At 50.8% G+C, this 13,742-nt stretch carries 7 protein-coding genes; 2 read left to right on the top strand and 5 right to left on the bottom strand.

What is annotated here, in order from left to right; all coding sequences use genetic code 11:
- Window positions 1-32: 32 nt before the first annotated feature.
- The 5 genes from D0C16_RS14530 to D0C16_RS14510 form a co-directional block, all read right to left on the bottom strand.
- On the bottom strand, window positions 33-2,684 hold the full coding sequence (locus D0C16_RS14530) for a carbohydrate-binding protein (protein WP_225318689.1): 2,652 nt from the start codon (window positions 2,682-2,684) through the stop codon (window positions 33-35).
- A 414-nt stretch (window positions 2,685-3,098) separates the two neighbouring features.
- On the bottom strand, window positions 3,099-5,990 hold the full coding sequence (locus D0C16_RS14525; RefSeq protein ID WP_151033018.1) for an ATP-binding protein: 2,892 nt from the start codon (window positions 5,988-5,990) through the stop codon (window positions 3,099-3,101).
- A gap of 7 nt (window positions 5,991-5,997) precedes the next feature.
- Window positions 5,998-7,269, bottom strand: a complete 1,272-nt coding sequence (locus D0C16_RS14520; RefSeq protein ID WP_225318688.1) for a PotD/PotF family extracellular solute-binding protein — start codon at window positions 7,267-7,269, stop codon at window positions 5,998-6,000.
- 178 nt (window positions 7,270-7,447) lie between these two features.
- Window positions 7,448-8,323 (bottom strand): GyrI-like domain-containing protein, encoded by an 876-nt coding sequence (locus D0C16_RS14515; protein WP_151033016.1) that lies wholly within the window; start codon window positions 8,321-8,323, stop codon window positions 7,448-7,450.
- Window positions 8,324-8,658: 335 nt separating this feature from the next.
- The gene (locus D0C16_RS14510) at window positions 8,659-10,779 is read right to left on the bottom strand and encodes a carbohydrate-binding protein (protein ID WP_151033015.1); all 2,121 of its coding nucleotides are present in this window, start codon (window positions 10,777-10,779) and stop codon (window positions 8,659-8,661) included.
- A 362-nt stretch (window positions 10,780-11,141) separates the two neighbouring features.
- On the opposite strand from D0C16_RS14510, the gene D0C16_RS14505 reads away from it, so the two are divergent.
- Window positions 11,142-12,347 carry an AraC family transcriptional regulator gene (locus tag D0C16_RS14505; protein WP_151033014.1) on the top strand — a complete coding sequence of 402 codons (1,206 nt, stop codon included), beginning with the start codon at window positions 11,142-11,144 and terminating at the stop codon, window positions 12,345-12,347.
- Between the two features lie 85 nt (window positions 12,348-12,432).
- Window positions 12,433-13,713: a glycosyltransferase gene (locus D0C16_RS14500; RefSeq protein ID WP_151033013.1), complete on the top strand. Its 1,281-nt coding sequence runs from the start codon at window positions 12,433-12,435 to the stop codon at window positions 13,711-13,713.
- Window positions 13,714-13,742 lie beyond the last annotated feature (29 nt).

The raw sequence follows: 13,742 nt of genomic DNA, 5'->3' as shown, positions 1-13,742 counted from the left end.
ACTCACATTGGGCGAAAATCGAATGGAACAACTTATTGCTTTTTAATTTCAAACCAATTGATATTCCACTCCTTGCCAACGGAGCGGAAACGCAATGTATGGTTGCCAGCGCTTAGTGCGAATGTGTTGCTGCTTTTGGTAACCCAGGTTTGCCAGCCGCCGGTAGCATCGACACTGCGGGTGTCCACTACCACATCATCAATCAACACTTCAAAACCTGTGCTGCCTGTTTGCGTGGCGAGGCGGTAATCAATGCTGTAGTTGCCCGCCGTTTCGGTTTTGATTTTGAACTCAATAAAGTCGCCCGCGTCAAAATGTCCGACGTTTTGGCCGCCACCAGTATCGGAAGAGTTCTCCAATTGGATGCCGCTCATACCCGTGTACTTTTCCGCTTCAATTTTTGCCGGTACCGGTACAAATAACAGTTTAGTATTGGCTGGATTACTCGCATAACCTTCGGCAATTTTATTTTTGGCAGTGACCGAGTAGTAGTAGGTTTCTTCTTCACTAATACCGGAATCAGCAAAAATGCTGGCTGTGAGGTTTTCACCGAGTAATGTGCCTTTTACTCCGGCCACGGTGGAGCGATAGACGTTGTAAGTAATATCAATACCTGCAACGGCATTCCAGCTGAGTGCAACATCGGTTCCGGATTGCGTCAGGGTAAGGCCTGCCGGTTTGGCCGGGTAATCAAACACATCGTTATGCTCGTTGGTAACTAACCATTTGGCCAGACCTGAATGAACGTCGTAACCGACATCGCCGTAACTCTTAAATAATTTTTCGATATCGGCGAGCGGTGCCGTGGTGAAATCCACTTTACCTGCGTTATCAACCACATCTTTACCGGCGACAGGTGCATCTTCAATTAAATAGATTTCGGCCCAGGTGTTCACGCTGCCGTTATCTTTAAATGTACCGCTGAAGGTGTAGCTTTGGCCCGCTTGCAGAGTAATTTGCTGATATACAGCACCGTTGATTTCTCCGGTGACACCCGCTGGCCGGCTGATACGCAGAGCCGCGCCTGCACCACCGGTGGGTTGCTTGCTCGTATCGCTGTTGTTGTAATCGACATTCAGTGAGCCGCTGATGGTTAGTTCAGTCCAGCCGCTGCCACTTCCGAATCCACCATTGACCAATACTTCTTCGTTAGTCGTGTTATTTTTCAGGCTGATGCTGTCGTACGTCACATCGGGATTTGCACCGCTGTTAGCACCGGTTTTAATCACCAGATAATAATTTTTACTGCCGGTGCCATTGGCGGTAATCACGCCCGCTTTTTTCGCGCAGGCATTGGCGAAGGTGGAATTCCAATTGGCGCAATCCCAGGTACTGGCTTTGGTGATTAAACCTACACCTGTGTCGAGGTTGGTGTTGATTTCGTTGGTCACCATACCCCAGGTGCCTTTGCCTTGCCCGCCGGCAACGCTCACTAGCTTGTACGCCCAACTGGTGGATGCCCAGTTGTAACCCGCAAAAATATCGTAAGTGGCGCGGCCAATTTTTCCACCCAATTCCAAACCGGCCGATTGCCAGGGTTGAAATTCCCCCATCAACATCGGTGTTTTGAGTGCGGAGATTTTTTTATCCCAATCGCAGACGCCGCCGGTACCGGTTTGTCCGCACTTCAACCAATCGCGATGCACGTCGTAGTGGCTGTCGCCCGGTCTGTCTCCGAACAAACCAGGGTAGGGGTGCAATTCAAAGGCGACGTTGGTCATGCCTTTGGCAACTGGATCACCATAGACCTCGATATTGCCGTAGTGACTGGGTAGCATCACGATGTGTTTGCTATCGATCTTGCGAATGACGTCGTAGAGTTCCGTTACGCGCGCTGCCATATCTTCCGCGGTTGAACCCCAGGGCTCGTTGAGTGGGTCGTAGGCGGCAACAACAGGCTCGTCTTTGTAGCGGGTGGCGATTTGTTCCCACAACCATTTGGTGCGTTCCTGGTATTCCGGGGTGGTCCAATATTTATTTTGACCAGAGCAGCCGGTGTGATCGTTGGGGGTTTGGCCGCCGAGTGCGCCGTGCAAATCCAGGATCACATAAATACCGCGTTTTTTCGCTTCGGCAATAGACCAATCAAGGTAATGCCATGCATCGGCGCGCAGGGTCTTGGGATTCTTCTCGTCTTCTATCACATTCCACAAAATGGGCAGGCGCACGATGTTAAATCCGAAGGCCTGCAACTGATCCCAATCGCGCTCCTTAATCCAGTTGTCGCGGAAGAGTTTGATCAGGCGCTCTTTTTCGTCGTAACCAAAACGTTCGGTGAGTTTGGCCTCCAGGGTGCATTGGTCGTTTACACCATTGCCGCCCTGACCCATCATCCAGAATTCCTGCACCAGCCAGTTGCCCAGGTTGGTGCCTTTTAAATGTACTTGATTGCCCGAGGCCTTTACCCATTTGCTGCCATCGGTTTTCAGCATGGTGAGCCCTTCCGGTGGTACTGAGCTACTGGCTGCGCTGGAGGATGCCGGAGCGCTGGATGACGCCAGCGAGCTGGTCACACTGCTGGAGGATTTGCTTCCCCCACCATTGCCTCCGCCGCAGGCGACCAGGCCGAGCAGACTTAGGGTTAACACACTGAGTTTGAGCGGGTGATTGATCGGATTGTTCGTGCCCATGGGGCGCTTGCTGTTGGGGTGCTTGCCGTTGGGATGTGCGTTATTTGGGTTCATAGCGGTTCTCTTATATTTATTAATAATGCTCACAGAGCGAGCGGGTTTATCGGTATTGCCGCTGAATGGTTACCCAAAAGGCGCACTGCTGCGCCCGACTAAATTTACTCGAACCGGTTCACCTTGGAGGTCACTTAAAATGGGAACCGGTTTTGCTCGAACCTGATTCCGGGCGAAAGAAAAGTCCTCGCCATTGGCGGCCTTTGGTGCTTGAAGGCAGGACGATTCCCTAACGGGACAGGTGGTGATTGCACGCGGATTGGAGCACAACGGATAAACAAAAAGGTTCGGATGATTTATTCGAACGCCGAAATTACCGTTACGGGGTTCATTTACTCAACAAGTGTTGAACCCTTGAACAAAATACAAACGGGAACGGTCGCGTGAGCGTGACTAGCGCATCTGCTGTCGGTGCTAGATAGCCGCACTTTTATTGGTTTCAGCCTGGGCGAATAACTGCTCGGCGCGAGTGGCAGCTGCACAGAGATCGGCGATTAGCTGTGCCGCTTGCTCGTGTTCAATAGTTTGACTGCAACGTTTCTCGGCGCGTGATGCTCGCTCGGAAAGCTGCATAAAACCAAAAGTCGCCGATACTCCCTTGAGTGAATGGCATGCTTTAGCGAGTGCCGCGAAATCGTGCTTTTCAAGGAGTGCGTTGAGTTCTGCAGGAATCTTGTCGAGGCTCTGAATAAACTTGAGTGCCATTCGAAAATAGATGTCTTTGTTGCCCCCCATGCGGCCAATCGCGCCTTTGATATCCATTTCCACGGTATTCTCAAGTTCCGGTTCTTGTGCGTCTTTCTGCGTTTGATCTACCGTTGTAACAGGGATGGGTGAATGGGGTGGGGCGCCAGTTTGTTCCAGCTGGTTGTTTTGCTCCAACTGGTCGTTTTGCTCCGCGTGGGACGCTGCAATCTGGCTGTTTGATGTTGGCGTGCTGGCATATTGATTCAGCACACTGACCAGCTGGGCGATATCGAAGGGCTTGCCCACGTGGTCATTCATTCCCGCATTAAGGCACGCCTCGCGGTCCGAGCTCATGGCATTGGCCGTCATGGCGATAATTGGCAGCCTTGGGAAATTTAATCGCTGGCGAATTGCGTGGGTTGCTGAAATGCCGTCCATTACCGGCATTTGTAAATCCATCAATACAATCTGAAAGGGGACTGATTCCTCGGTGTACTGACAAAGGATGTCCAGCGCTTCCTGCCCGTGATTGGCCGTTACAATCTCCGCACCTTCCAGTTCGAGAAGTTCTTTGGCAATTTGCTGATTCGTCAGGTTGTCTTCGACGAGCAGTATCTGAATGCCCTGCAGGTGTTGGGCGCTGTCCGCCAGGCAACTTGGTTCTTCAGTGGCCTGAAAGCGTTCAATTTCCGTCTCGTCCAGTTCCGGTAGCTCCAGGGTAAAATAAAAAAGGCTGCCTGTGCCTACTTCGCTTTCTACTTGTAGCTGCCCGCCCATGAGCGATACCAGATATTGGCTAATCGCCAGCCCCAGGCCAGTACCACCAAAGCGCCGGGTGGTGGAGGCTTCCGCCTGGGTAAATCCGGTAAAAATTTTCACAATATTTTCTGGCGCAATACCAATACCGGTATCGCGTACGCTAAATTTCAGCCGATGTTGGTTGCGCTCGTTGGTGATGGGTTCTATCGCGATACTTACACCGCCTTCCTGGGTAAATTTTATCGCGTTGCTGCCCAGGTTAATCAATATTTGTTGCAAGCGCAGTGCATCGCCCAAATAAACCCGTGGCAGCTCAGGGGCGATAGTGAGATCCAATTGAATATCTTTGTTGGACGCCAGCGGCGTGAGGATAACTTTTAAATCCTGCTGAAGTTGGTCGAGGCTAAAGGGAATAGGGTCCAGTTCAATTTTGCCAGCCTCTGCTTTGGATAAATCCAAAATATCATTCAATAGACTCAACAGTGTGCGTGCCGCCGCTTCGGATTTTTGCATGTAATCCGTTTGCCGTGCATTGAGCGCGGTTTTTTTCAGCAGCGCCAACATGCCTAAAATTGCGTTCATCGGTGTGCGCAATTCGTGACTCATGTTGGCGAGGAATTGGCTTTTGGCAACACTGGCTTCCTGGGCTTTGGCGACAGCTTGCTCGAGGGCGATTTCACGTTGTTTTAATTCGGCTGCAAAATTTTCGGTGCGCTCCAGTAAATCCTGGGTGCGTCTATTCGTTTCCCGAAAAACGTTGGCGGCGTTCGCTAAACGACCTATCTCATCGGTACGTTCGGTGCCAGGAATAGTCGTTACATTTTCTTCATTGGCGAGTTTGCTAAAGGTGTTGGTGATAGAAATCAACGGCTCGCTGATTTTCTTGCCAATAAAAAATGCGATCAAGATGGCGAGTAAGGATCCACTAATCGATGCGCTAATAGCGATGCGTTCATTGGCTGCACTTTGTTTTTCCGCTGTCTCATAAACCTCGTGCTCGGCTAAGATAAATTGTTTTTTCAACTCGTCGGATACAGTGGCGATTTCTGCGGTTTCTCCGGCAATAACTATGTTGAGCAAAAACAAATAGTTTCTATCGGCCTGAACAGTGGTGTGAAAATTTTGATCAGCTGCATTAACGTTTTCCAGAATAAGGTCCAGTGTCTGCCGTTGTGCTGGCGTTTCCAAAGTAGATCTTAATCCGTTTAGGTCACTTTTCAGCTCTTTGAAGGTGTCTTGTATGGTTTTTTTGTCCGCGTACTCGTGCGTATTAAAGTATTGGGCGCTGTAGGTTTGGATGGTCGCTAAAAGATGCTGGGCATGCCAGAGCGTACGCAGCTCCTTGCTAAAGTTATCGCTAAGGGAGTTGTACAGTTCATGCAGAAATTTGTCAGTGGTGTTGAATGAAATCACTAATTTATTCGTGATCATTTTTTCCCTGTCAATGCGCTGACTGTACAAGCTTTCAATTTTCTCGCGTAAATTTTTCACTAGCGATTCAAGCTGCTTGAGCAACTGTTCGTTGGCGGAGGATAACCCCTGCTGGCTGGTAATCAGTTTGGTAATCTGCTCCAAAATGTTAGCGTGCAAGGCGAGCAGGTTGCTAATATCTCCCTCGCGATCCGTATGAGCGAAAGCCAGGATTTGGCGTTGCAGTTCCGCAATATCGGCATCGACTTGCAGCATGCCATTGGCGTCGCGACTCACTTGCTGGTGCTGCTTAAACAGCGAGTGAAAATCGCGCAGGTGATAAATATTGAGCGTGGTAATTGCAATGCTCATTACAATCAGCAACAGAAAGCCCAGCATAATGCGCTGCCGAATGCTGAGTCCTTTGGTAATTGCTGAGGTCGATGGCATGGTGATATCAGGCTAATAAAAATTCGTACCAGCGATCCAGCGAGTACTCGTAGTTTTCCATTACCGTATTCCAGATGGCGACGTGGCTAAAGCGATTAATGTAAGAGCCTCCTGTGCGAATATCTCCAGCGGGAACAGACACGCGTCCGTCGGTGCCTTTTAAAGGTTGGTTAGTTGCTTTGCCGTCGTACCAATAATCCCATTCCGTTGTGCTCAGTAGTGGGCGTGAGCGTTCTGGGTTGGAAATGTAGTAGCCCTGACGCGCGATAAATGCGCCGGCCCATCCACTTAACCACCAATTCATATAGTCGTAAGCTGCCTCTTTTTTGCTGCCTTGACACTCGCTCGACAGACACATTACGCCGTGCCACGCGCGATAGCCTTCTTTGGGCGCGGCATAAGTCACCGGAGTGCCACTGCCATTGGCCATGGATATGCCGGGGGAAAACATACTGCCCAGCAGCATCCTGCCCGAGGTCATAAAGTCGGCGGATTGGGGAACCGTGTTCCAAAAGCCGGCGAAATGTTTTTGCTTTTTCAGTTCCATCAAAATATTGAACAGTTTGTCGATTTCTTCGATGGTCATATTGCCCATATCGCCAAATGACATTAAGCCGCGTGCCTGGGCGGCAAGGGCCAAGTCAAACAGGCCGATGGTGGGTGCATTAACTATTCCCACCTTGCCTTTGTATTTTGGGTCCAACAACCAGCCCCAACTTTCTGTTTCATAGGGGATGCCCTTGGGAATCACTTTGGTGTTGTAACCAAAGGAGTCCACGTTGTGGACATAGGGCAAAAAGCTAATCTGGCCGGTAAAATTTGCCCCCAGGCTGCCATCGTTTTGTACGTTCAATATTTTGTAAGGTGCATCGCCCAATCCGATCGGCGCACTGGGAGTAATGCGGCCTTTTCTGGAGATATCGTTAATTTCTTTCCAATAGGTAAGTCGTTCGGTTTCAATAGGTTGAATGACTTTCGCATGCCAGAGGGTGCGAATACTATCGGTCCATTGCTCGTAAAGATCGAACTGGTCCGGGTGAGTGGTGGCCTTTTGCACCAGTTCACTTTCGCCCTTGGCTTCAAACTCCAGCGTAATCCCTAAATCCGCCATGGCTTTTTGGCGAATTTCTTCCTGCAGGGTTACGTGGGTACCCATCACCTTGAGTGTGACTGGCGTTTTGGTGAATACGTAAGGCGCCTTCACCAGTGCTAAACCACCACCGGTGAGTGCCGCGGAAGTTTTGAGAAATTTGCGGCGGGAATAGGTATCAGCAACCATGTCATTTACCTGCGCGACGGCCATGTGTTTTTGAGTCTAGTTGCTGGCAGGTTGAATGCAACTTAACCGTTTGTGCGAGGGCCGCCGCCGGGTGGTGGCGGCGCATTTTTGGTTGCCGCAGGTGATTGCTGTTAGGCGCTACGAATCTTGGCCCATAGGGTTTCCAGCAAGCCAGGGATTACCTGAGGGGAAAATAAATATCCGTTTGTAGATCACATTCATCAACTTCGTGAACAAAATTGAGGTAGTGAAAAAAGCAGGGAAAGTCCCGCACTTCTTCGCCGCTGTTTGGTAGCCATTCGCGATAAAACGCGTAGATGCTGGTGCCCAGTGTGCTGTGGCTGCCCTGGTGGCGAATCACGGCGCATTTGCCGCCGGGAATAACACCGGCTTTTACGCCGTAATCGTTGGCGGGAACATCGGTATCGATACTGCCGCAAACATCCCAACGAAATTTTTCCGGTTCGGTATTGCTCGGGTCGCTGTAGGGAATGCCAAAGGTTTTACTGGTCTTAACGGGTGAAAGCCCGGTAGCTTTGCGCCACGCAATAAATTTTCCCGCTGTCTCCAAGACCTTTTCTGGTGGGCCCAAGTGTTCGATCAGTGCCACTGTGGTGGTTTCAAAATTGACAATAGTGACGTTCATCGGAATTTCTCCGCTCGGTTGGGGTTGGAATTGAAAGCGCAAATGCCATTCGGGCCATTTAGGTTCTGCCCTGAAGTCTGTTGGCGATTGATCAAAGGTGCGTTTGAATGCGCGCGCAAAAGCTTCGGGGCTGTCGAAACCTGCTTCATAAGCAATATCGATTATCTTTTTCTGCGGTTCGAACGCCAGACGAAATGATGCGCGCCTGAGTCGCGCCAGCTGAAGAAATTTGGTTGCGCTCATCCCCGTGTAGGCAGAAAACACGCGGTGAAAATGGAATTTGGAAAATGCAGCTACCTCACTCATTTGCTCAAGGGTTAATTCCTTATCGAGGTTCTGATAAACGAATTCGCACACGCGAGCGATGCGTTGGTCGTAGCTGTAGATGGATTTTCTGTTTTCGTTCATAGCGATCGTTCAGACATTCTTGGGTGGCGCTTTAGGTGAGGATCATAGTGCGCTCGTTAGGCGCTTCTGTCCTGATCGAAATTGCGAACTTGATACGATTCTTTAGCAACGGGCGGCGCAGTTTAGTACAAATGCTTACACGCGAATAATGGGCAAAAAAAAGCCGGTGCAAGCACCGGCAAGAGAGCTCATTACAAAAGGGGTTGGCTTCAATCAACCCTATGTAACGAAAGGCCATGGAGAAAAACATTAACGAAAAAACACTTCAAGCCAGGGGTAAAAACAACCGGCGCATTGCTACGCCGGTCAAAGCAACCTGACACTAATCGAGAGGATTACTGTTTAGTGAGCTGCCACCAGTTGATATTCCAACCGCCCTTTCTCACGAAGATCGCCAGGTCCTGCTGACCCGCTTGCAAGTTCACGGTGATGGAAACCGTCTGCCAGTTTTGCCAGCCGCCGGTGTTGGGCACAGTTACCACACCCAGGTCAGATCCGTTTCTGCTCAGCACCAAAGTACCGCCGCTGTAGGGCGATGCAACGCGCACCTCAAAGGTGTAGTTGCCGGCAGTTGGAATGTTGATGGGATAGCTCATCCAATCGTTATCGTCAGTGCTGCCCGCGTTAAAACCGCCGCCGGCATCGGTGGTGGTTTCCATACGAATGCCGCTGTGATCTTTAAACATTTCTGCTTCGACGCGTTGACCAGTTTGCGCTTTCCAGTTCATCCAATAGGCGATGCTTTCATTGCGCACTAAGGGTTGGGTGCTGAATTGTTTAAACCAACTTTCGATTTGCGCGGCGCTCGCCGTGCTTACGTTGATGCCGCTCATGCCACCGCCATTGCTGGCGTTGGTGATCATGCCCCAAGCCCAGCCGCTGGTATCGCCGTTGGAGCCACCGGAAGAAGTGGTTTTCCAGGCCCAGTTGGTGGCGGCCCAGCCGTAGCTGTTGTAAATGTCGTAGGCTTTGCGCGTCATTTGGCCGCCGTAAGAGCCGAGCAGGGTCCATGGCTGGAATTCACCCACTAAGAAGGGTGTTGAAATTCCGGTGATCTTGTTGCGCCAGTCGCAGCTTTCCCCTGAACCGTTCTGATTGCAGTGCAGCCAATTGGCGTACATGTTGGCTTGGCCAGCGCCGTAAGCGGCTGTGTCATTCCAGCCCCACAAGCCAGGGTAGAAGTGCATCCAGGTAGAGACGTTGGTTAGGCCGCGACTGTTGGGGTTGCCATAGGCATCAATACCCGAGTTGTGGCCTGGCAACAGAATGATGGTGTCCGGATCTTTCGCGCGCACTACGTTAAACAGTTCGTAAGAACGGTTGGCAAGCGTGGTCGCATCAGTGCCCCATGGCTCGTTGAGCAAGTCATAAGCAACGACTGCAGAGCGGCCGCGATATTTCTGCGCGATCATGTCCCACAGCCACTTGGTTCTATCCCAGTAGTTGGCGTTGGTCCAGAGTTGCGCCGCACCTATACAACCGTCGTGCTGTTCAGAGGCTGCTGCTTGGCCGCCCACGGCACCGTGCAGATCGATGATGGTGTACATGCCGCGTTTTTCGGCTTCATCAATCGCCCAATCCAGATACTGCCATGCGTCTGAGCGCAGGTTGTAAGGGTTGTATTCGTCTTCGATCAAGCTGTAAAGGAAGGGAATGCGGATTACGTTCATGCCCATCGCCTTCATCATGTCGAAGTCGCGGGTGGTGATGTAATTGCTGCGGAATACCTTCATCAAGCGCTCTTTTTCGGTATTGCCGAAGCGCTGGGCGAGCGTCGATTCGAGGGTGCACTGGTCGTTAATACCGCCGTTGTTGGTGGACATAATGCCGCCCATCATCCAGAACTCCTGGATCAACCAGTTGCCCAGATTGGTACCGCGCAGGTCTACACGTTGGTTGGTTGCCGCATTTACCCACAGGTGACCACTTTGTTTTACGCGCGGCAGCGGCGTCCAGCTTTGGGTCTGTACCGGGACGATTTTGAACCAGTTGAGGTTAAAACCGCCGGCTGGAACGGCCACTCCAAAGCGATGCGTGCCGGCACTCAGGGTCACGCGTTGCTTGATGGTCGTCCAGGTCTGCCAGCCACCGGTGCTGGCGACATTAATGGTGCCGTAATTAGCTGAACCACCGGCTTCTTCCAGGCGGATGGTGCCGCCACCGCCCAGGCTCGCTACCCGGTATTCCACATCATAAGCACCACTGGTGGGGATATTGACCGGGTTGTTGGCATAGGAGAGCCAGTCGTTGGTATCGATCCAACCTACGTTTTGGCCGCCACCGGTATCGCTGGTGGTTTCCAACTGCACGCCATTCATATGGCTATAGGCTTCCGCCTGAATGGTGGCCGGTAATGTTGCTTGGGCGAAGGCGGTTTGACCGAGGAGTGCACTGCTTAGGCCCAGTGCGAGCGCAGACCATTTGCCAGGCAAACGGCCGATCAGGGTTGTGTTCATAGTTGATACCCATAAAGTTATTGTTATTGCATGAGTACGAAAGCCCGCTGCCGATTGCTCTTCTGCGCTGCTCGCGCCTAAGTACATCTATCCCTGGACCTGCACCACTCCGTTATTGTTCTGGTCTGGTTTTCGTTGGGTGCAAATCTAGGTGGGAGCCGGGGCGCCTGTCGTTCGAGAGCAAAAGTGATACTCAAAAAAATCACGATGCGAACGGGTTCGAGCAGGGGAAAAAACCTCGAACCTCATTTCCGCTAGCCCCTGTCAGTTATCTTCTATAGTATCCCGGTGACAAAACCAAAGCGCGATCAACCCAAACACACGCCACATTCGCGCGCTATAAGAAACACAGGGGAGCTTCAATGAACTTTGTCGTATTTAACTTTCACGACGTAATCCTGCTAATGACAGCGACACTATGCTGTCTATTCGCGTTACTACTCATAGTGACTAACCCGCCGCACAACACCAGCAACTATTTCCTTGCGGCTTTTCTGGTCGCGCACGCCTTCATTCCGTTGCACGAACTCATTCTCTGGGGCGCCGAATTTAAGTTGCACGTACGGGAAAATGTTCCGGGTATCTACTTTATTGGTGGTTTTGCCTACTTTCTGGATGCGGTACTGCTTTATTTTTATGTGAAATCGCTGGTGTTTCGCGATTTCCATCTGCGCCCCAAAGATTACCTGCACCTGATTCCACTGGGGTTATTTGCCCTCTTTATGGTGGTGGGGTTTTACCGCTACCCGGCGCAGGTGCGGCTGGAGTGGATCAATACCGAGGCCTTTGTTTACAGCGGCGGCTACATCACCGCTGAGCTACTGTGCAAAACCCTGCGCATCATTTACTGCGCTGCCGCCTTGCTGTTGATCTTCAAATACAAGGATATTCTCAAAACCACCCACTCCAACGTGGAAAAGGTGGATATCCTCTGGCTTAAGATTCTGGTGGTTGGGTTTATGGTGATCACCCTTATGCACGAAGTACTCGCCTTCGCCAAGGTGATCGGTTACCTCACCGGGTACGACTTCCAACACCCCAATCCGAAAGGGAATGCCATTGAATACATCGGCCTGAGTGGCAACTACACGCTCTTCTTCCTGGTGTGTACCCTGGTGTTTACCAGCATGCGCTACTTCAGCAATTTTGAAGCGGTGAAACAAAAGGAGGTCAAAGAGCCGCCGAAAAAATCTACCCAGGAAAAACTGCTCAATCCAGAATATGCGGCCAAAATCGATGGCATTATGCGCAGCCAGAAAACCTACCTCAATCCAGAGCTAACGCTGGATATGCTGGCGGATACCCTCGGCATAGCTGCGAAAGATTTATCCATGATCATCAACCGCCACTTCAATTTGAATTTTTACGAGTTCGTGAATGGTTATCGCATCGAAGAAGCGCAAAAGCGGTTGCTGGATCCCGCCAACAAAGAAAAAACCATTACCGATATTTATCTGGAAGTAGGCTTTAACAGCAAATCGGTATTCAACACCTTCTTTAAAAAATTGGTCGGCAAAACGCCGTCGGAATATCGTCAAAATCCGGAACCGGTAGTGGCCGAAGGGTAATGCCAGGTGGATACCGCAGGTAAAGGTTTATTAGTGGCAAATATTTGTTAGAAACACCACCCGTGTGCAGGCCTTCAGGAGTCTTATGGAACAGGTTGTGATTTATGCGCTGGGCACCGGCGGAGATATAGACCCCATGGTCGCGCTGGGAATTGAGTTAATGCGGCGCGGGTATCGCGTCAGTTTTTTAACCAATGATTACTTTCAAGCGCGAGTGTCCGCGGCGGGCCTTGAATTTATTTCGGTGGGCACGCTTGAGCAATATCACCTGGGTAACAGCGTGACGGCCTGGGAATCCAGAAATCACGTGGATAACTTTGAGCACTATCATGCTCCTGCGTTTGAACCGGCATTTAACTTTGTGAAAAGCCTGGTCGGAAAGAACGTACTGGTTCTTGCGCTGGGTGAAGAAAACGGTGCAGCGGCAGCGGCAGAAAAGTTTCGCCTTCCTTATGTAAAAATGTTGTTATCGCCCAATATTGTTTTTTCTGCCTACAGCCCACCGGCACCGATGAAGTGGGCTATTCCCAAACGTATCCCGCGCTTTATCGTGCGCTTTTTGTTACGCCGCAATCGCAAAACCCGCTTTAAGGTATTTTGCCGGATGGAACATACCCAAGCCTATTTGGCTACCCGCCAACGCCTGGGTTGCTCGCTGACCTTTCAAACGCAATCCAATGCGGTTTTACAGCTCGGTTTTTTTCCGGAATGGTTTGGTATGCCTGCTAAGGATTGGCCAACCAATTTAAAACTGGTGGGCTTCCCGCTACAAAATCGCGCGAGTAATCAGAGCCGCAATGAGTTGGATCGCTTCATTGAACAGCAGGGCGCACCGCTGATTTTTACGTCTGGCACCGGTGTGAAAGATGTGGTGGAATTATTTACCGAAGGACGAAAAATTTGCGAGCAACTGCAAGTGCCCGGTGTATTTGTCGGTGGCGCCAGCGGTGCAGAAATTTTGCAAGGTTCTTCACTCTGCCTGCATCTGGATTACATCGATTTTGAACACGCCCTCTCAAAAGCCCTGGCAATTGTTCATCACGGTGGCATGGGCACCACCGCACAAGCCATTAAAGCCGGAATCCCGCAGTTGATTCGCCCGATCAAATACGATCAACCGGATAATGCGGATCGCATCTATAAATTAGGCTTGGGCACTTATGTAATGCCGGAGCAATTTAAGGCAGAGGTGGTTGCGCCAATGATCGGCAATATGCTGCAGAAAGCTAAAAGCTCTAAAGCCCTGCGCTTCTACGCGGAAGATGTTAACAACAGCCGCGCGATTGTAGATGCCTGTGATGTGATTGAGCGGGAGTTAAAAATAAAACCTGTAAGTTTGGTGGGTGAGGCCGCAGTGCACTCCTGAGTAAGCGAGTGCATACGGAACTAATCAAT

It is taken from the genome of Cellvibrio sp. KY-GH-1 (assembly GCF_008806975.1).
Taxonomy (GTDB): Bacteria; Pseudomonadota; Gammaproteobacteria; order Pseudomonadales; family Cellvibrionaceae; genus Cellvibrio.
This window is presented reverse-complemented; position numbering and strand designations above follow the sequence as displayed.

Excerpts from the sequence above, each read along its gene's own strand:
- D0C16_RS14530 (WP_225318689.1), bottom strand. The coding sequence starts at position 2,684 with ATGAACCCAAATAACGCACATCCCAACGGCAAGCACCCCAACAGCAAG.
- D0C16_RS14515 (WP_151033016.1), bottom strand. The coding sequence starts at position 8,323 with ATGAACGAAAACAGAAAATCCATCTACAGCTACGACCAACGCATCGCT.
- D0C16_RS14500 (WP_151033013.1), top strand. The coding sequence starts at position 12,433 with ATGGAACAGGTTGTGATTTATGCGCTGGGCACCGGCGGAGATATAGAC.
- D0C16_RS14520 (WP_225318688.1), bottom strand. The coding sequence starts at position 7,269 with ATGGTTGCTGATACCTATTCCCGCCGCAAATTTCTCAAAACTTCCGCG.
- D0C16_RS14525 (WP_151033018.1), bottom strand. The coding sequence starts at position 5,990 with ATGCCATCGACCTCAGCAATTACCAAAGGACTCAGCATTCGGCAGCGC.
- D0C16_RS14505 (WP_151033014.1), top strand. The coding sequence starts at position 11,142 with ATGAACTTTGTCGTATTTAACTTTCACGACGTAATCCTGCTAATGACA.
- D0C16_RS14510 (WP_151033015.1), bottom strand. The coding sequence starts at position 10,779 with ATGAACACAACCCTGATCGGCCGTTTGCCTGGCAAATGGTCTGCGCTC.